Origin of the sequence: Rhizobium sp. JAB6, assembly GCF_003024605.1 — a bacterium.
Classification (GTDB): Bacteria; Pseudomonadota; Alphaproteobacteria; order Rhizobiales; family Rhizobiaceae; genus Rhizobium.
Genome location: NZ_PYJQ01000007.1, coordinates 1 through 19,378 on the forward strand (window position 1 = coordinate 1; position 19,378 = coordinate 19,378).

15 protein-coding genes and 2 pseudogenes are annotated in these 19,378 nt (G+C 61.0%); 16 read left to right on the forward strand and 1 reads right to left on the reverse strand.

From position 1 onward, the window contains the following. The 13 genes and pseudogenes from C7U61_RS08720 to C7U61_RS08780 form a co-directional block, all read left to right on the forward strand. Positions 1-670, forward strand: a pseudogene (locus C7U61_RS08720) (deoxyguanosinetriphosphate triphosphohydrolase); the annotation flags it as partial. 56 nt (positions 671-726) lie between these two features. Further along, a complete protein-coding gene (gene argS / locus C7U61_RS08725; RefSeq protein ID WP_106997938.1) occupies positions 727-2,487 on the forward strand; it encodes an arginine--tRNA ligase in 1,761 nt (586 codons plus the stop codon). A 61-nt stretch (positions 2,488-2,548) separates the two neighbouring features. After that, positions 2,549-5,302, forward strand: coding sequence for an SPOR domain-containing protein (locus C7U61_RS08730; RefSeq protein ID WP_106997724.1), 2,754 nt, complete (start codon positions 2,549-2,551; stop codon positions 5,300-5,302). Between the two features lie 123 nt (positions 5,303-5,425). Then, on the forward strand, positions 5,426-6,439 hold the full coding sequence (gene nagZ / locus C7U61_RS08735) for a beta-N-acetylhexosaminidase (protein ID WP_106997725.1): 1,014 nt from the start codon (positions 5,426-5,428) through the stop codon (positions 6,437-6,439). A gap of 20 nt (positions 6,440-6,459) precedes the next feature. After that, positions 6,460-7,311 carry a ScpA family protein gene (locus C7U61_RS08740; protein WP_106997726.1) on the forward strand — a complete coding sequence of 284 codons (852 nt, stop codon included), beginning with the start codon at positions 6,460-6,462 and terminating at the stop codon, positions 7,309-7,311. A gap of 40 nt (positions 7,312-7,351) precedes the next feature. Continuing rightward, entirely contained in the window at positions 7,352-8,044 is a 693-nt protein-coding gene (gene scpB, locus C7U61_RS08745; protein WP_245410780.1) for an SMC-Scp complex subunit ScpB, read from the forward strand. Positions 8,045-8,290: 246 nt separating this feature from the next. Beyond that, the gene (locus C7U61_RS08750; protein ID WP_106997728.1) at positions 8,291-8,497 is read left to right on the forward strand and encodes a twin-arginine translocase TatA/TatE family subunit; all 207 of its coding nucleotides are present in this window, start codon (positions 8,291-8,293) and stop codon (positions 8,495-8,497) included. Positions 8,498-8,552: 55 nt separating this feature from the next. Then, the gene (gene tatB / locus C7U61_RS08755) at positions 8,553-9,263 is read left to right on the forward strand and encodes a Sec-independent protein translocase protein TatB (protein WP_106997729.1); all 711 of its coding nucleotides are present in this window, start codon (positions 8,553-8,555) and stop codon (positions 9,261-9,263) included. Further along, positions 9,260-10,087, forward strand: a complete 828-nt coding sequence (gene tatC, locus C7U61_RS08760; RefSeq protein ID WP_106997730.1) for a twin-arginine translocase subunit TatC — start codon at positions 9,260-9,262, stop codon at positions 10,085-10,087. The genes tatB and tatC overlap by 4 nt, the downstream gene beginning before the upstream one ends. A gap of 100 nt (positions 10,088-10,187) precedes the next feature. Next, the gene (serS, locus tag C7U61_RS08765) at positions 10,188-11,471 is read left to right on the forward strand and encodes a serine--tRNA ligase (protein ID WP_106997731.1); all 1,284 of its coding nucleotides are present in this window, start codon (positions 10,188-10,190) and stop codon (positions 11,469-11,471) included. Positions 11,472-11,486: 15 nt separating this feature from the next. Further along, positions 11,487-12,251, forward strand: coding sequence for a 5'/3'-nucleotidase SurE (surE, locus tag C7U61_RS08770; RefSeq protein ID WP_106997732.1), 765 nt, complete (start codon positions 11,487-11,489; stop codon positions 12,249-12,251). Positions 12,252-12,255: 4 nt separating this feature from the next. Further along, a complete protein-coding gene (locus C7U61_RS08775; RefSeq protein ID WP_106997733.1) occupies positions 12,256-12,909 on the forward strand; it encodes a protein-L-isoaspartate(D-aspartate) O-methyltransferase in 654 nt (217 codons plus the stop codon). Between the two features lie 169 nt (positions 12,910-13,078). After that, on the forward strand, positions 13,079-14,773 hold the full coding sequence (locus C7U61_RS08780) for a peptidoglycan DD-metalloendopeptidase family protein (RefSeq protein ID WP_106997734.1): 1,695 nt from the start codon (positions 13,079-13,081) through the stop codon (positions 14,771-14,773). A gap of 71 nt (positions 14,774-14,844) precedes the next feature. On the opposite strand, the gene C7U61_RS08785 is transcribed toward C7U61_RS08780, so the two are convergent. After that, the gene (locus C7U61_RS08785; protein WP_106997735.1) at positions 14,845-15,717 is read right to left on the reverse strand and encodes an ATP-binding protein; all 873 of its coding nucleotides are present in this window, start codon (positions 15,715-15,717) and stop codon (positions 14,845-14,847) included. A 206-nt stretch (positions 15,718-15,923) separates the two neighbouring features. Between C7U61_RS08785 and yajC the strand changes: the two genes are divergently transcribed. From yajC to C7U61_RS19735, 3 genes and pseudogenes are all read left to right on the forward strand, one after another. Continuing rightward, positions 15,924-16,271 (forward strand): preprotein translocase subunit YajC, encoded by a 348-nt coding sequence (gene yajC / locus C7U61_RS08790; protein WP_106997736.1) that lies wholly within the window; start codon positions 15,924-15,926, stop codon positions 16,269-16,271. 158 nt (positions 16,272-16,429) lie between these two features. After that, positions 16,430-18,958 (forward strand): annotated as a pseudogene (gene secDF / locus C7U61_RS08795) (protein translocase subunit SecDF); the annotation flags it as partial. An 18-nt stretch (positions 18,959-18,976) separates the two neighbouring features. Then, complete coding sequence (locus tag C7U61_RS19735; protein WP_112421411.1) at positions 18,977-19,363, forward strand: Mth938-like domain-containing protein; 387 nt, start codon at positions 18,977-18,979, stop codon at positions 19,361-19,363. Positions 19,364-19,378: the final 15 nt, after the last annotated feature.

Genomic DNA, 19,378 nt, shown 5'->3' on the forward strand with positions numbered 1-19,378 from the left:
GGTGCCGCAGCCAATCCTCGATTATTGCGAGATCCACGATCTCGAAATCGCCTCCTATGCCAGCCTTGAAGCGCAAGTCGCCGCGATCGCGGATGACATCGCCTACAATACGCACGACATCGACGACGGCTTGCGTTCAGGCTATCTGACTTTCGACATGCTGGAGGAAGTGCCGTTTCTCGCCGGGCTGATGGCGGAGGTAAGGGCACGCTATCCGCATCTGGAGGCGAGCCGTTTCACGAACGAGATCATGCGCCGGCAGATCACCCGCATGGTGGAGGATGTGATCGCCGTTTCGCAGCAGGCGCTCGCCGAAATCAAGCCCGGCAATGTGGCCGACATCCGTGCTGCCGGGCGGATCATCGCGACTTTCTCGCCCGAGATGGCCGAGACCGACAAGCTGATCAAACAGATGCTGTTCAAGCGCATCTATCGTCATCCCGACATCATGCGCATCCGTGCCGGCGCGGCGCAGATCGTCACGGACCTTTTCCGCGCCTATATGGAAAATCCCAGGGAGATGCAGAGCCATTACTGGGTCGATCATATTGCGGGGCTGGCGATCGCCCCGAAGGCAAGGCATGTCGGCGACTATCTTGCCGGCATGACGGACACCTATGCCATCAGCGCCCACAAGCGCCTGTTTGACCAGACTCCCGATTTGCGGTAGGCAGCGGCGGCGTCGGGCCGATAGCGGCTCGCCGAAGCTCATGCGTGGACGATATGATGAACCTTTTCACCGACTTCGAAGTAAGAATTAAGAACGCTCTCGAACAAATTGATATTGTGCGAGAAAAGCGATCTGAGCTCGATTTCGGACGTATCGGCGTGGAGCCGCCGCGCGATGCCAGCCACGGCGATGTCGCTACCAATGCGGCCATGGTTCTGTCAAAGCCGTTGGGCACGAATCCGCGTGCGCTCGCTGAGATCATTGTCGCCAAGCTGAAGGAAGATGCTGATGTCGCCGAGGTTTCGGTGGCAGGACCCGGCTTCATCAATATCCGTCTTTCGGTCGGCTACTGGCAGCGGCTGCTGTCCACGATGATCGCCGAAGGCGAAAAGTTCGGCCGCTCCAAGATCGGCGAGGGGCAGAAGGTCAATGTCGAATATGTTTCGGCCAACCCGACCGGACCGATGCATGTCGGCCATTGCCGCGGCGCCGTCGTCGGCGATGCGCTGGCGAATCTGCTGGCCTTCTCCGGCTATGACGTCACCAAGGAATATTACATCAACGATGCGGGCTCTCAGATCGACGTGCTGGCGCGCTCCGTCTTCATTCGTTACCGCGAGGCGCTGGGCGAGCAGGTCGGCGAGATACCGCCGGGCCTCTATCCAGGTGATTATCTCGTTCCGGTCGGCGAAGCGCTTGCCAAGGAATTCGGCACCAAGCTGCGCGGCATGCCGGAAGATCAATGGCTTCCGATCGTCAAGGAGCGTGCCATCGATGCGATGATGGCGATGATCAAGGAGGATCTGGAGGCGCTGAACGTCCATCACGACGTGTTTTTCTCCGAGCGCACGCTGCATGCCAATGGCGCGGCCCTCATCCGTACCGCGATCAACGACCTGACCTTCAAGGGCTATGTCTACAAGGGCGCACTGCCGCCGCCGAAGGGGCAGCTGCCGGAAGACTGGGAAGATCGCGAGCAGACGCTGTTCCGGTCGACGGAGGTGGGTGACGATATCGATCGCCCGCTGATCAAGTCGGATGGTTCCTATACTTACTTTGCCGCCGATGTTGCTTACTTCAAGAATAAGTTCGACCGCGGCTTCAACGAGATGATCTACATTCTCGGCGCCGACCATGGCGGCTACGTCAAGCGGCTTGAGGCGGTCGCCCGTGGCGTTTCCGATGGCGCGGCGAAGCTGACGGTGCTCCTGTGCCAGCTCGTCAAGCTGTATCGAAACGGCGAACCGGTGAAGATGTCGAAGCGCTCGGGCGATTTCGTCACCCTGCGCGAAGTCGTCGATGAGGTTGGTCGCGATTCGGTGCGCTTCATGATGCTTTACCGGAAGAATTCCGAGCCGCTGGACTTCGATTTCGCCAAGGTCACCGAGCAGTCGAAGGACAATCCGGTCTTCTATGTGCAGTACGCGCATGCCCGCTGCATGTCGGTCTTCCGCCAGGCCAAGGAAGCCTTCCCGGACCTCGATATCGCCTCGCTCGACCTGTCCAAGGCCGTCATCGGCGCGATCTCCGATCCCGCTGAATTGCAGCTTGTTGCGAAGATTGCGGAATTCCCGCGAATCATCGAAGCTGCAGCACAGTCTCAAGAACCGCATCGCATCGCTTTTTATCTTTACGATTTGGCCAGTTCCTTCCACGGACACTGGAATAAAGGTAAAGATTTACCGGAATTACGTTTTGTTAACGATAAGAACCGAGAATTGAGCATAGCCAGACTTGGGCTGGTGTACGCTGTCGCGTCGGTTTTGAAGTCGGGTCTTGGTATAACCGGGACCGCAGCACCGGACGAAATGCGATAAACGTCACCATTTACCCACATTGCGCTGGCATTAGTTGAAGCGTTTTCGAGTGGAACGGGTGATGGCAGAAAAACAGTTCGCGTATCGCGCAAGCGGAAACGACAAGTTCTTTGCGGATGATGATCCGCTTGCGGAACTTGCTCGTATCGTAGGTTTCGAGCCGCGCCCCGCCGCTCAGGCGAATGCTTCGGTTCAACGGCAGGACCCTGCCTTCAACCTTGAAGACGAACTTCTTCGCGAATTCGAGCGTTACGATACGCCGCGAATGAGTCCGGCAAATGACATTTCGGCTCCGGCGGAGCAAGTGGCGCCGCCGAGCCATGAGCAGGCCGCCCTTTCAGCTGAGCCGGTACGGGTCGAACCTAAGTTTGAACAGCCGAAGTTCGAAGAACCAGCGCCTCAGCCTGCGGCTCCGATCAAGCCGACGATCGGCGCTCGCGATCTGATCGACGAGCTCGAAATGTCGATCGCGCCGGTTTTGCACTCAGCCCCGAAGTCTGCGTCCGTCGAGCCGCAGCCAACTGCCCCGGTGGTGAAGCCGACGCCGCAATCCGCTGCTGCCACCATAAGGTTGCCGCTTGCGAACTTTACGCTGGCAACCCCGGCTGCCCCGCGTGAGCAAATCACGCCGGCTGCTCCCGCTCCGAAGGCCGCTTCCGACGAGGCGCTCTTCGATGGTGCCGTCGATTTTGAAGCGTTCGATCCCATTGATCTCCCGCGCTCTTCGGAACCCGCCGCGCAGCCGGCTCCTGCCGTCTTCCGTGCGCCCGAGCCCCCAAAGGTGGTCAAGGCCGATCCGGCAGCGCTTTCGGCCGAGATCGATGCCCTTCTTGCCGACGTGAATCGCTATCCGGTTCCATCCCGGGCCGATGCGCCGGCAGCCAAGGAAGAACCGGCTGTCGGAATTTTCAGCACCTCCTTCCCGGAGCCTGCGGAGCTGCCGGTCGCTTCCGCTCCTGTGGTGCAACGCGCAGAGGCAAAGCCGATTTCCTTCGGTGCGGAAGATCCCTTCGCCGATCAGGACTTCGAATTCGATCTGGCCGATATCGAAATGGAACTTGCGGGTTTCGATTTCGCTGAGGCCGACAAGTCTTACGGCGCACGGCAACCGGCTCCGGCTGCTCCGATGGCCGAGCCGGTTCTTTCCCGTGCAACCCCGGTTGCGCCTGCACCTGCTGCTCCGGTGTTTGTACCTGCTGCTCCGGTGTTTGCCGCTGCGGCGCCGCAGCCCATGCAGCCTGCGCCGGCATCAGCCGTAAATGCTGCGCCTGCCGCGACCAAGGCAGCGGCGGTATTCGAAGCCGACCAGCCGCTGCCGTTCGATCCGACGGAAATCGCCGAGACGGAGGATCGTGTCGAAACCTTCGAGGGTTCCCATGTTCCGCATCTGCCGGCGATCGAACCGGAGGAGCCGATCGCGGTGCCGCCGGAATTTGATTTCGATCTCGATTCGGAAATGGCGAGCCTTCTGGGTACTCCGGCCAGGGAGGTCGCTCCCGAACCGAGCAAGCCCGCCGTTGCCGCCGCACTTGGCGGTATCGCAACCGCTGCCTCCTGGTCGAAGAATGCGGCTGCCCAGCCTGCTGCTCCCGCCGCAAAGCAGCCGATAGAGGAATTCGACGAGTTCGAACGCGCGCTGGAGGAGGACTTCCGTCGCAGCTATCGCGAAGCTTCTCATCCGGTCGAGAATGTCGCCAGGATGACGCTGAACCCGGCCGCGGGCAGCCACCGTCCGGTTCGTTCGGTGCGTGGCATCGTTACGACCGCTGCTGTCGTCGTGGCTCTTGGCGTCGGTGCCTACGGCGCCTATAGCTGGGTCCGTCACGGGACGCCGCTCTCCAGCTTCTCCGGCGAGCCGCGTGTGATCGCGGCCGATAGCGATCCGGTAAAGGTCGCTCCCGAAAATCCGGGCGGCACTGTCGTCCCGAATCAGGACAAGGCCGTCTATGACCGCGTTGCCGGCGATGGCACCGCAGCGCCGAAGCAGAAGGAGCTTGTCTCCTCCAACGAACAGCCGGTCGATGTCGTCCAGAAGACGCTGATCCCCGAAGCGGTATCTCCCGATGACGGCAGCGGCGATCAGGTCACGTCGACACCGGTCGGTGAAACCGAAGATCCGCGCCTGCTGCCGAACCAGAATGGCGGCAATACCAATGTCGCCGCCAACAACGACGATCAGGTGCCGTCGGTTTCGCCGCGCAAGGTGCGCACGATGATCGTCAAGCCGGACGGCTCGCTGGTGCCGCGCGACGAGCCGGTGGCCGATACGGCGCCCCCCGCCGCCAAGCCGGCGAACAATCCGGTCGCATCGACCAATTCGCGCCCGTCTCAGGCAAACACGCCGGCAGCGGCCCAGTCGGACGACGCCGATGCCGCCAGTGCCGAAAGCACGCCGATCCGCGTCGTGAAGACGAACCCGGTCCCGACGGCACGTCCTGAGCCTGCTAAGGCGAATACGGCTGCTCCGGTCCAGGAGGCCCAAGCCCAAGCTCAGCCCAAGGCTCAGCCGAAGCAGGTCGCATCGGCCAGCCCGGCGGCGGCTGCCCCGGCAGCGACCTCCGCTGCAGGCGGCGGCGCTTATGGTGTGCAGATCGCATCCCTGCCGACCGAAGCCGATGCGCAGAAGTCGCAGGCGAACCTCAAGGTCAAGTTCGCCAGCGTCATCGGCAACCATCCTCTGGAGATTCGCAAGGCCGACATCGCCGGCAAGGGCACTTACTATCGCGTCCGCGTCGTCGCCGGCTCGAAGGATGAGGCCGCGGCCATCTGCACGCGCTATCGCGCCGCCGGCGGCACCTGCCTGATCTCGAAGTAAATTCAGATACAAAATTTGGAAAACGGCGGCATCTGTTCGCCGTTTTCGTTTGTAACGTGCTCTTCCTGTGTATCTCCGCTTGACGTCACTCGCATTTCCCGGCGCAAGCCTTATGATTCGGATATGACCGAATCGAAATCCATGATCCTTGGCTGTAGCGGCCACACCATCACGCCCGAAGAGCGATCCTTCTATCAGGGAGAGCAGCCTTGGGGCTTCATCCTGTTCGGACGCAATATTTCCGAGCCGGCACAGATCGCCGATCTCGTTGCGTCCCTGCGCGATAGCGTCGGCCGTGATGCGCCTGTTTTCATCGATCAGGAGGGCGGCAGGGTGCAGCGCATCCGTCCGCCGATCCTGCCGCATTATCCGTCGGGCCAGGCACTCGGTGACATCTATCGTCAGGATCGCGAACGAGGCGTGCGTGCCGCGTGGCTGATGTCGCGGCTCCATGCCTTTGATTTGCTGAAGTTCGGCATCAATGTCGATTGTCTGCCGGTGCTGGACGTGCCGGTGGAGGGATCGAGCAATGTCATCGGCAATCGCGCCTATGGTGCCGATCCGGTGACGGTAACGGAGATGGGGCGTGCTGCCGCGGAAGGCCTGAAAGCCGGCGGCGTGCTGCCCGTGATGAAGCACATGCCCGGCCACGGCCGCGGCTTTGCCGATTCGCATCACGAACTGCCCGTCGTCTCGGTTCCGCGCGCAGAGCTGGAGGCGCATGATTTCGCACCCTTCGTGGCGCTCAAGGATGAGCTGATGGCGATGACGTGCCATGTCGTCTTCACCGATATCGATTCGGAGAACCCGGCGACGACCTCGCGCAAGGTGAACGAGGAGATCATCCGCGGCTACATTGGTTTCCAAGGGCTGCTGCTGTCGGACGATACCTCGATGAATGCACTGAAAGGCACGATCGGCGAGCGCGCGGCGAATATTGTTGCGGGCGGATGCGATATCGTGCTGCATTGCAACGGCCTCATGGACGAGATGCAGCAGGTGGTTCGCAATGTTCCGGCGCTGGCGGGTGCGTCGCTGGCGAGAGCCAAGGCGGTCGAAGCCGCTCTCGGCAAGAATGACGGCGCCGATGAAGCCTCTATTCGGGCGGAATTCGACGCGATCTTCGCCGTAGCGTAAAACCGGACTTCAAGGAACGGATGGGTGACAGAGTGAGCGGCAGCACGGACAAGCTTCAGCAGGCGGCAACGCCGATGGACAAGCTCTGGCAGGAAGGCGAGACCCAGCGCGGCTCGCATGAGCCGGCGCTCGTCGTTGATCTTGCCGGCTTCGAAGGGCCACTGGATCTCCTGCTGCATCTGGCGCGCACCCAGAAGGTCGATCTATCCCGTATTTCCGTGCTTGCGCTTGCCGAGCAATATCTTCAGTTCATCGACAGCGCCCGTCGCATCCGCATCGAGCTTGCGGCCGATTATCTCGTCATGGCCGCATGGCTCGCCTATCTGAAATCCAAGCTGCTCATCCCGCAGCAGAGCAAGGAAGACGGGCCGACGGGCGAGGAGATGGCGGCAACGCTTGCCTTCCGGCTGAAGCGCCTCGAGGCCATGCGCGATGCGGCAACCGATCTGGTCAATCGCAATCGCCTCGGCCGCGATATCTTCGCGCGTGGCGCGCCGGAGCATATTCCCGATCGCCGCCAATCGGCCTTCGATGCCAGCCTTTATGATCTCCTGACAGCCTATGCCAGCCTGCGCCAGCGCCAGGCCGTGACCCAGGTGACGATCGAGAAGCGCCGTGTCTGGTCGCTTGCCGATGCCCGCGTGATCCTGGACCGTATGATCGGCGAAATCACCGATTGGACGGCCCTGGAGCATTACCTATTGAGATATATGGCAACTTCGAGCGAGCGGGTGACGGCGATCGCCAGCGCCTTTGCGGCCTCGCTCGAGTTGGTGCGCGAAGGGCAACTGGAAATTCGTCAGGAAGGTGCGTTTCAGCCGCTTTACATGCGGCGCGGGCCGAAGCATTCGTCGCTGGAAGCAGCGGAATAGGGCAGGGAAGCGCGTGACGGAACCGGACGACGAGCAGCATTTGGAGCACGAGGCGGAAGCGTCCGATGTCGATGAGCGCCGGCTGAGCGAGGCCGAACGCATTGCAGAAGCGCTGGTCTTCGCCTCGGCGCAGCCGGTTTCCGAGACCTTCATTGCCGAGCGCGTGGCGCGTGGCGTCGATATTCCTGCCATCATGCGGAAGCTCAAGGCCGATTACGCCATGCGTGGTGTCAATCTCGTACAGGTGGATGGCGCCTGGGCCTTCCGAACGGCGGCCGATCTTTCCTTCGTGATCCGGCGCGACGAGAGCGAGGTACGCAAGCTGTCCCGCGCGGCGCTGGAAGTGTTGGCCATCATCGCTTACCACCAGCCCGTCACGCGCGCCGAGATCGAGGATATCAGGGGCGTACAGACCTCCAAGGGCACGCTCGACGTGCTGATGGAATCCGGCTGGGTACGGTTTCGTGGCCGCCGCCGCACGCCGGGACGGCCGGTGACGCTCGGCACGACGCGCGATTTCCTCGATCATTTCGGCCTGGAAGAGCTGCGTGACTTGCCCGGTCTCGAAGAGTTGAAGGGGGCGGGGCTGCTGTCGGGGCGGATTCCGGCCAACTTCAATATTCCCTCCCCCCTGATGAGTGACGAGCTCACCGAGGACGAAGATCCCATCACGCAGCTGGATCTGGAGGAACTCGGCATCCTGCCGCCGAGCGGCGCGGGCTCAAGCGATTGAACCATCGATCGGTTCCCGGCAGGCGACCGCGACCGCATCGGCAGATTTTCGCGAAACGGCGCGTCAGGTCTCTCTTTTGCCATCAGCGGGTGCGAATATAACAATCATCCTCTCTGCCTGGAGACGTCTGGTCGCCCGCATCGGCGTTCGTCCTCCCGATATGCGTGGATGCGCCACATTTTGGTGTTTGAAAAACATCCGCAAACGTCTTACATCGGGAAGACACTGTAATTGGGAGTTAAAGCAATGGGTTCTCTAAGCATATGGCACTGGCTCATCGTCCTGGCCATCGCGCTGTTGTTGTTCGGCCGTGGAAAGATCCCGGAGCTGATGGGTGACGTCGCCAAGGGCATCAAGAGCTTCAAGAAGGGCATGAGCGACGACGAAGATACGTCGGCATCCGCGTCGACGGCGTCCCGTACGGTCGAGCACAAGGCTGACGAAACGAAGTAATCATGTTCGGGCAGGCGCAAGCTGAAAGGTTTGCCATTGGCCCAGGAGCCTTTGCATGTTCGATATAGGCTGGTCCGAGCTGGTGGTTATTGGCGTCGTGGCCTTGGTGGTGATTGGCCCCAAGGAGCTGCCGTCGACATTGCGAACCATCGGTAAGATGACGGCGCGGGCCAGGAAAGTCGCTGGTGAATTCCGCGCTCAGTTCGATGAAGCCATGCGCGAGGCGGATCTGGACGATGTGCGCCAGACGATTGCCGATGCGCAGAAGCTCAATCCGGTCCACTCGCTACGGGAAGCCATGAACCCGCTGCGGGAAATGGGCAATGAGATAAAGGCAGATCTCCAGCGTACGGCAACGCCGGACAAAGCAGCTCCGGCCGCCACGCCGTTGCCGTCTGAACCGGTTCCCGGTGTTACGTCCGGCCTGCCGGAAGCGCTGGGTTCGACGTCAGTGCCGCTGGATTCTGCACCGGTCGTTGCACCCGCGCCGCAGCCAGTCGCTGCCCCGAGCCAAGTTGTTGTCAGCGAAGCCGCCGAGAAGCCAAAGGCCGTGCGCAAGCCGCGCGCCAAGGCTATCGCCAAATTTGAAGACGTTGCCGCCGCGGCCGTCCAGACGCCCGTCGTAACGGAAAAACCAAAGCGCGCCCCGCGCAAGGCCGCGACCGCTCCTGCCGTAGAGAAGGCGCTTCCAGCTCCCAGGAAGCGCCTCGCTGTGACGGCCACCAAGGCGACGCCTAGAACGCCCAAGAAGAAGGACCAGGCATGACGGGTGATATCGACGATAAGCCGCAGCCGCTTATCGAACACCTTATGGAATTGCGCACGCGGCTGATCTGGTCGCTCCTTGCGTTCTTCGTTGCCTTCATCGGATGTTTCGCCGTGGCGAAGCATCTTTTCAATTATTTGGTCTACCCGTACAAATGGGCGGTCGAGTGGGCTCATCTCGATCTCGCCAAATCCGAACTGATCTATACCGCGCCGCAGGAGTTCTTCTTCACGCAGGTGAAGGTCGCCATGTTCGGCGCCCTGGTGATTTCCTTCCCGATCATCGCTTCACAGATCTACAAGTTCGTCGCGCCGGGGCTCTACAAGAACGAGCGCAATGCCTTCCTGCCGTTTCTGATCGCGTCGCCGGTTCTGTTCCTGATGGGCGCGGCGCTCGTCTATTTCTTCTTCACGCCCATGGTGATGTGGTTCTTCCTCAAGATGCAGCAGACGGGCGGTGACGGTCAGGTCGGTATCGCGCTGATGCCGAAGGTCTCTGAATATCTGAGCCTCATCATGACGCTGGTCTTCTCCTTCGGCCTCGTCTTCCAGCTGCCCGTCATCACGACTCTGCTTGCGCGCGTCGGCCTCCTGACCTCGGCCTGGCTGGCGGAAAAGCGCAAGTTTGCCATTGTTTTTGCGTTCATCGTCGCCGCCGTGCTGACGCCGCCGGACCCGATGTCCCAGATCGGCCTTGCACTGCCGACAATCCTTCTCTACGAGATTTCCATCTACGCGGCGCGACTCGTGGAACGCCAGCGTGCCCGGCAAGCGCTTGAAGAGAGTGGCGGAAGTTCCGATATCGCCAAGACGGATGGCGTCTAGGTGAAGAAGGCTTAGCCTCGTTTCACATCTATTTGCCGGTTCGACCTCCGACCGAAGTCTCGGCCGGAGTTATACTCATGTCAAACGACCTGGAACGAAGATGCTTGATATCAGATGGATTCGTGAGAATGCCGAAGCTTTCGATGCAGCGCTTGCCAAGCGCGGTGCGGAGCCTCAGTCGCAAAGCCTCATCGCGCTCGATGAGAAGCGCCGCTCCGTCATTCAGTCCGTCCAGGACATGCAGTCCCGCCGCAACGCCGCTTCGAAAGAGATCGGCGCAGCGATGGCGCAGAAGAACACAGAGGTTGCCGAAAAGCTGAAGGCCGAAGTCGCTGACATCAAGACCTCGCTGCCGGCGGCGGAAGAGGAAGAGCGCGCTCTGACGGCGGAGCTCAACGACGCACTTTCGCGCATCCCCAACATTCCGCTGGACGACGTGCCCGTCGGCAAGGACGAGCACGACAACGTCGTCAAGCGTGTCTGGGGCGCCAAGCCGACCTGGAACCATGAACCGAAAGAACATTTCGATATCGGCGAAGCGCTGGGCTACATGGATTTCGAGCGCGCGGCAAAGCTTTCGGGCTCGCGCTTCACGGTGTTGACCTCGCAGCTTGCTCGTCTTGAACGCGCGCTTGGCCAGTTCATGCTCGATCTGCACACCGGCGAGCACGGCTACACCGAAGTCAGCGCACCGCTGATGGTACGCGACGAGGCGATGTTCGGAACCGGCCAGCTGCCGAAATTTTCCGAGGATTCCTTCAGGACCACGGACGGTCGCTGGCTGATCCCGACGGCGGAGGTTTCGCTGACCAATCTCGTTTCTGGCGAGATCCTTGATCAAGAGAAGCTGCCCCTGCGCTTTACGGCGCTGACGCCATCCTTCCGTTCGGAAGCCGGCTCCGCCGGCCGCGATACGCGCGGCATGCTGCGCCAGCACCAGTTCTGGAAGTGCGAGCTGGTCTCGATCACCGATGCGGAAAGCTCCATTGCCGAACATGAGCGGATGACGGCTTGCGCGGAAGAGGTGCTGAAGCGTCTCGGCCTGCATTACCGCGTCATGACGCTGTCGACCGGCGACATGGGCTTTGGCGCACGCAAGACCTACGATCTCGAAGTCTGGCTGCCGGGGCAGGATACCTATCGCGAGATTTCGTCCTGCTCTGTCTGCGGTGATTTCCAGGCCCGGCGCATGAATGCCCGCTACCGCGGCAAGGACGACAAGAACACCAAGTTCGTCCACACGCTGAACGGCTCCGGCACCGCCGTCGGCCGCTGCCTGATCGCCGTGCTTGAGAATTATCTCAATGCGGATGGCTCGGTCACTGTCCCCGACGCACTCCTGCCATATATGGGTGGTCTGAAGAGGATCGAAAAGGCAGCATGATCGGGCGGTGGGGCGATGCGGATTCTTCTGACCAATGATGACGGCATTCATGCCGAAGGTCTGGCGGCATTGGAGCGTATCGCCCGCACTCTGTCCGACGATGTCTGGGTCGTTGCGCCCGAGACGGATCAGAGTGGTCTTGCCCACTCATTGAGCCTTTCCGAGCCGCTGCGCATGCGCAAGGTTTCCGAGAAGCATTATGCACTCAGGGGAACGCCGACCGATTGCGTCATCATGGCGATCCGCAAGGTGATGGATATCAAGCCGGATCTGGTGCTTTCGGGCGTCAATTCCGGCTCGAACGTCGCTGACGACGTCACCTATTCCGGCACCATCGCGGGCGCCATCGAAGGCACGCTTCAGGGCGTGCGCTCCTTCGCGCTGAGCCAGGCCTATCTCTACGAAAACGGCGCCCGGGTCGTCCCCTGGGAAGTGGCAGAGGCACATGCTCCGGCTTTGCTTAACAAGCTCATGAATGTCGATCTGTCTGACGGGACCTTCCTCAACCTGAATTTTCCGAATTGCCGTCCCGCCGAGGTCGACGGAGCGGAAGTGACTGCACAGGGCAATCTTGCATTCAACGTGCAGGTCGAGGAGCGGGCCGATGGCCGCGGCTTCCCTTATTATTGGCTTCGCTTCGGCGAGCGAAACGGTATCTTCCGTCCGGGAACCGATATTCAGGCGTTGAAACAAAATCGTATTTCGGTAACGCCTTTGAAACTCGATTTGACGGATTATTCGGCGCAAGACCGCGTGGCGCGGGCGCTCGGCATGGAGTAGCGGATTGACACCTCGTTTGGTGGAAAAGGAAGGCTTCGCGGCCGTGGTTTTGCGGCTGCGGGCAGAGGGCATATTGGACATCGATCTGATGACGGCGGTCGAGCAGACGCCGCGCATGCCTTTTGTGCCGGTGCAGTTTGCCGATGATGCCTATTCCAGCCGGACCATCCCGATCGATTGCGGTGCCTTCATGGAAGGCATCGATCTCGTTGTTCGAATTCTTCACAGTCTGAAGATCAAGCCGGGCCATCGCGTACTGGAAATCGGTACGGGCAGCGGTTTCACCGCTGCCGTCATGGGGCGCATCGTCGAGCGCGTGCTGACGATCGATCGCTATAAGACGCTGACGACATCGGCGCAGCAGCGCATCGATGCGCTCGGTCTGCGCAACGTCATCATCCGTCAGGCGGACGGCAGCGCCGGCTTGCCGGGCGAGGGCACCTTCGATCGCATACTGGTCACAGCGGCCTTTACCACGATGCCGCGCTTCTATGCCGAACAGCTGGTGTCCGGCGGCTCGATGATAGCCCCGCTTATCGTCGATGAGCATACGTGTCGCCTGGTGCGTCTGACGAAGACGGGAAGCCGATTCGAGCGCGAAGAATTATTCGACGTTCCCTATCAGCCCATCGTCCCGATGCTCGCCTCCTATCTTTGAGGCTCAATTCGGGCTGATGCCTTTGTGAAACGGGCGGTTGGCGCCGTTTCATTTTCTATGGTTAGCAATTCCTCAAAAAAACACATGCGACACCAGTGCTTTAACCGCATGGTAAGATTAACGCGCTTTAATCGACCCATAATCGGTTGCGTCTTAAGTGGGTCGAGTCATGGGTTTCAGTCTTTCTTCAAACGTCAGCAAATCGGCAGGGAAAGTCCTGGTGGCCATTCTTCTGGCGAGCACTGCCACAGCTTGCAGTTCGGACACGACCCGCTTCAGCGGTCTCTTCCGTAAGACGGACAATGTAACGACCGGCTCGATCAATCGCCGCAGTCTCAATGGCCCGAACGGCGACCCGGTGCCGCGTGCCGACGTCGCTCAGGCGGGCGGCTACAGCCAGCAGGATTATTCGCAGCAGAGCGCGCCGGTGTCGCAACCATATCCGAATTCTCCGGCTCGCTATAACCCATCCTACTCCAGTGCACGGGCTTCGACCGCGCCTGTCGCAATTCAGCGCACCGATCTCGCTCCTCCGAGCGCTTCCGCCAGCGCCGGCAATTCTCGTCGGATGCCGCGGGCGGAGTCCGAGGCAATGGCGCAGCCTTTCCCCGCATCTCGCAACAATAACGGTTCCCGTGCCGCGCCGGCGCTTGCTCCCGATACAATGTCGACCGGCACGATCAAGGCCGCCGCCGCGCAGCAGATGTCTCCTGGCTGGACGACGGTCAATGCTCCGAGCGTAACGCTGCATCAGGGTGAGAATATTGCACTGCTGTCGCGCCGCTACGGTGTTCCGGAAAAGGAAATCCTGCGCGCGAACGGTCTGCGCAATGGTGCCGCCGCGCAGCCAGGCCAGCAGATCATCATCCCGACGATGAATGGCGCAGGTGTTTCGGGTCCGGCCAAGATGGCCGCTGAAGCGACGGACCTTTCCAAGGGTGGCAAGATGCCCGGCCCGGCCAAGGCGCCGCAGCAGGAAGCACTTGCTCTGCCTTCCGGCAACCAGATGCGCGGCAAGTCCCAGGCCGGCCTTGCTGATCCCAATAAGCTCGCGGCCGGTAATGGCAAAGGTCCGACGCCGAAGGGGACCTATGTCGTCAAGCCGGGTGACTCGCTGGCAAGAATCGCGAAGGAAAGCGGCGTTTCCGTCGCCGAACTGAAGCGTGCGAACAACATGCAGGCTGGCGACAGCATTCGCATCGGCCAGGCGCTCGCATTGCCGCACGGTGGCGTAGCCGCCGCGGATCCGGTCAAGACTGCGTCCATCGAACCCCAGAAGGCTTCCGCCAAACCAGGTGCGCTGCCTGTAGAGCCGAAGCAGGCCGCTGCCGACCCGGCCGCCAAGCAGGCGCCCAAGACGGTAGCGCATGCAGATACGGAAGCGGATGCCCCTGCCAAGCCGAAGGAAGTCGCCTCCGCTTCGCCAAGCCAGTCCATCAATGATGCCGCAAAGTCGGATGCGCAGGCCGATGCGCCTGAGGCAACCGGTATCGGCAAGTATCGCTGGCCGGTTCGCGGTGCGGTCGTTGCCGGCTATGGCGCCAACGTCAACGGTAGCCGCAACGACGGGATCGACATCTCCGTTCCCGAGGGCACGCCGATCAAGGCTGCCGAAAACGGCGTCGTTATCTATGCCGGCAATGGCCTGAAGGAGCTCGGCAACACGGTTCTCGTCCGCCACGACGACGGCACGGTTACGGTTTACGGCCACGCCGATGCGCTGAACGTCAGCCGCGGCCAGAAGGTTCAGCGCGGCCAGACGCTGGCAACGTCGGGCATGAGCGGCAATGTCAGCCAGCCGCAGCTGCACTTCGAAGTCCGTAAGAATTCGGCTCCGGTCAACCCAATGACGTTCCTTGAATAGGGTAGTGCGTCTCAAGGACTCTGCAAAAAGCCCGGTCAGTGCCGGGCTTTTTGTCGTTTGTGGCTCCGAGATCAGTCGCGATCGAGCATGATGCGCAGCCGGCCGGCAAGATCCTGGATATATTGCCAGGCGACACGGCCGGACCGGGCGCCGCGGGTCGTCGCCCATTCAAGCGCCTCGTGATGCATCTGCGCGCGGTCGAGATCGAGCTTGAAGTGATCGGCATAGGCATCGATCATCTGCAGATAATCTTCCTGGCTGCATCTGTGGAAGCCGAGCCAGAGACCGAAGCGATCGGAGAGCGAAACTTTCTCCTCGACGGCTTCCGAAGGATTGATGGCGGTCGACTGTTCGTTTTCCATCATGTGGCGCGGCAATAAGTGGCGGCGGTTGGAGGTCGCGTAAAACAGCACATTATTCGGCCGCCCTTCCACGCCGCCATCCAGCGCCGCCTTCAGTGACTTGTAAGCTGTATCGTCGTGGTCGAAGGAGAGATCGTCGCAGAAGATGATGATGCGATGCGGCGTCGCCTTCAATATATCGAGCAGCACCGGTAGCGAGGAAATGTCTTCGCGATGGACTTCGATCAGTTTTAGCGACACGCCGGTCGCCCGCCGTACATCTTCATGCACCGCTTTGACGAGCGAGGATTTGCCCATGCCGCGTGCGCCCCAGAGCAGCACGTTGTTGGCCGCAAACCCTTCCGCGAAACGCAATGTATTCTCGTGCAGAATATCGCGAACATGATCGACGCCGCGGATGAGGGTGAGCGCCACCCGGTTCGGCCGCGGGACCGGTTGTAGATAAAGTCGGGCAGGGACCCAGACGAAGCAATCGGCGGCATTCCAGTCGTTGACGGCAGGGGCTGGCCCGGCCAGGCGTTCGACAGCGTCGGCAAGGCGACGGACTTCGGCAAGGATCAGGGCGTTTTGGTCTTCAGTCACCGTTTCCTCCTGAATATTGAACAGGAAAGTCGTAAAATGCGCGCGCTGTCTTGCCGGGTATCATGCTCCTTTGGGAGCTGAAAGGCTAACAGACCGGGAAAACGGTACGGTTGACGGCTGTTTTTGTTGCATTCGCCATACGTGTAACTATATTCCGGCCACCTGACGCGGGGCCTGTTCCCGCTCGGAATTCAAGGGAGTTCTCGATGTTTATCACCAACGCATATGCGCAGAGCGCGACAGATTCGGCCGCGAGTGCCTTCGGCGGTTCCGGCTTTGAAATGATCATCCTGTTTGTGCCGCTGATGGTCGTTTGGTATTTCCTTCTCATCCGCCCGCAGCGCGCGCAGGCGAAGAAGCGTGACGAGATCCTGAAGAATATCCGCCGCGGCGATCAGATCGTCACCAGCGGCATCGTCGGCAAGGTCACCAAGGTCGTCGACGACAAGGAACTGGAAGTCGAGATCGCCGAAGGCGTGCGCATCCGCGTCGTTCGCAGCGCCATTTCCGAGGTTCGCGTCAAGGGTGAGCCCGTCAAGGCGGACGCTGCGTAAGGCTCCTCCCGAAAGGCGGCTCCCGCCGCTGCTGCGCATTTTCGAAATTCGAGATCGACTTTCTTGAAGGACTGTGCACAAATTCAAGGTGTTACTGCGCCCGTTGCATTTTCTGTCGAAAGTGGGCGCAGTAGGGGAAGCCCTAATTCGAGAGAACGATGCTGCACGTCTCCTGGTGGAAGACCGCCCTAATCTGGTTCGTCGTTCTCTTGAGCGTGCTTCTGGCCGCTCCCAACCTGCTTGGCGAGCGCGCGCTTTCATCCATTCCGGCATGGTGGGCACATCGAAAGATCGAGCTAGGTCTCGATCTTCGCGGCGGATCGCATCTGCTGCTGAAGATGGAACGCGGCGATGTCGAGAGGGATCGCCTGGAAAACATCGTCGGGGATATCTCGACGCGGCTGCGCACCGTCAATGTCGCCTATTCGGGCCTGACCGGCACCGGGCGCAAGATCCAGCTTCGCATCAGCGACCCAGCGCAAGTCCAGACCGCCTTGACGGCACTGCGGCCGTTGACATCAGGAGCGGATAAGCCATCCGTGGTTCTGTCCCAAGGGGACAACGGCGCGCTGACGCTCGATATCACCGATGCCGACATCGACAGCCATGTGTCGGCTGCGGCCGCGCGTGCGATGAAGGTCATCCACGCCCGCATAGCACAGCTCGGCGTAGGCGAGCCCGTAATCCGCAGGCAAGGAGCCGACCGCATCGTCGTGCAGGTGCCTGATCTTGCCGATGCCCAGCGGCTGAAAAACCTTCTCGGCCAGCCCGCCAAACTCAGCTTCCGACTGACCGATCAGTCGATGTCGGTCCAGGACGCCATGGACAAACAGCCGCCGGCCGGATCCGACGTGCTGTTTTCCGAAGACGATCCGCCCGTCGGCTATCTGGTCCAGCGGCAGCCGTTGCTCTCGAACATCGATTTTTCGGATGCCGTCGCGGTCGTCGATAATCAGAAGGGCGAGGGCACCGTCTCCGTCAAACTGACGCCGGAGGCGACCCATCGCTTCGCGCAGGCGACGGCCAGCAATCTCGGCAAGATCATCGTCGTCGTGCTTGACGATCAGGTCATCTCCGCCGCCTCGCTGAAGACGGTCATTGCAACCGGTGAGATCGACGTTCCCGGAGATTTCACCGCTCAGGGCGCACAGGATCTGACCGTCATGATCAAGAGCGGCCCGCTGCCGGCAACGCTGACGACGGTCGAGGAGCGCACCATTCAGCCGGGCCTTGGCGGAGAAACGGCGCGTTACGGCCTAGTTGCCTGCATTGCCGCCGCCATCTTCGTTGCTGCCTTGATGATCGGCTTCTACCGCCTGCTCGGCATCATCGCGACCATATCGCTTGTCATCAACATGGTCATGGTCGCGGCCCTCATGGGACTGCTCGGCATCACGCTGACCTTGCCTGGCGTCGCCGCGATCGTTCTCATCATCGGCATCGGTCTCGATGCGCTGGTGCTGATCTATGAGCGCGTGCGCGAGGAGGAGAAGAAGACCCATCTTCTCGTCGACGCGCTGCGCCACGGCTTCAACCGGGCGGCGGCGACCGTTGCCGATGCCAATCTGACGGTTCTGATCGTTGCAGCCATTCTTTTCTATGCGAGCACCGGTGCGGTGCGCGGCTTTGCCGCCACGTTGATGGTCGGCGTTATCTCGACCTTCTTCACTTCCTGCTTCGTCACGCGGTCGTTGGTGAATATGTGGATCTCACGCCGCAAGCCGCGCACTTTGCTGGTTGGCGTGCGCAGCGGTATTTTCGATAATGCCAATATCCGCTTCATGGGCATCCGCCGCTATACGTTTACGGTCTCCGCCGCGCTTTCCGTTGCCACACTCATTGCTTTCGCGACGGTCGGAATGCATCTCGGCATCGATTTTGCCGGGGGATCGATCATCCAGGTCCGCGCCAAGCAGGGTGTCGCCGACGTTGCGGATATTCAGACGCGCCTGGAGGCCGTCGTACCTGGCGACGTGCGCGTCGAGCGGCTGGCCGATCGGCTTGGCGCCGTGATTCGCGTCCACGCGCAGGACGGCGGCGAGAATGCTGAACAATCGGCCGTTTCCCTCGTGCAGGACGAATTGGGCAAGACCTATAATTTCTCTCGTGTGGAGGTGGTCGGTCCAGCCGTATCGGGCGAGATCACCACGACGGCCTCCCTTGCCGTCCTCGCGGCGCTGGCGGCGATCCTAATCTACATCTGGCTACGGTTCGAATGGCAGTTCGCGGTCGGCGCGATCATCGCGACGCTGCACGACGTCATCCTGACGCTCGGCCTGTTCGTGCTGTCAGGCATGGAATTCAACATGACCGGCATTGCCGCGATCCTGACCATCGTCGGCTACTCGCTGAATGACACCGTTGTCGTCTATGACCGCATGCGCGAGAATCTGAAGCGCTATTCGCAGATGCCGCTGCCGATTTTGATCGATGCCTCCATCAATCAGACGCTATCTCGTACCATTCTGACATCCGCGACCACGTTTCTGGCGCTGCTCGCGCTCTATATTTTCGGCGGCGAGGTGATTCGTGCCTTCACCTTCGTCCTGCTTTTCGGCGTCGCTGTGGGCACTTTCTCGTCGATTTATATTGCGGCGCCCGTGCTGATCCTGTTCAAGCTGCGTCCGGACAAGTTCCAGACCGGCGGCGAAAGCAATGGACCCGCGGCCGGCAATATCCAGTCAGGCAAACCAGCGTGTGAGACAGTGGCTAAAGGTATAGAAATCCGAAACGCGCATTTCCCCGGGCGCGCACCGATCGACGCTTACGGCAATGGTGGTTTCCGCTTTGCAGACATGTCGCATCGCGGTTCGCTGCTGTGCCTGCCTTCTGGCATCTACGGTTGGGACATGCTGCAGGGCGACGCGCTGACGCCGGACCGCTTCCAGAAGGTTCTCGATGAAGCCGCGGAAATAGAAGTGCTGCTGGTCGGCACTGGCACGGAGCTGCGTCCGCTGCCGGCCGATCTCAAGGCGGCACTGCGCTCCAAGCAGATTTCCTCCGATCCGATGAGCACCGGCGCCGCCGTGCGCACCTTCAACATCATGCTTTCCGAATCGCGCGCCGTGGCGGCGGCGCTGATTGCCGTTTGACCCTTGGATCAAGAG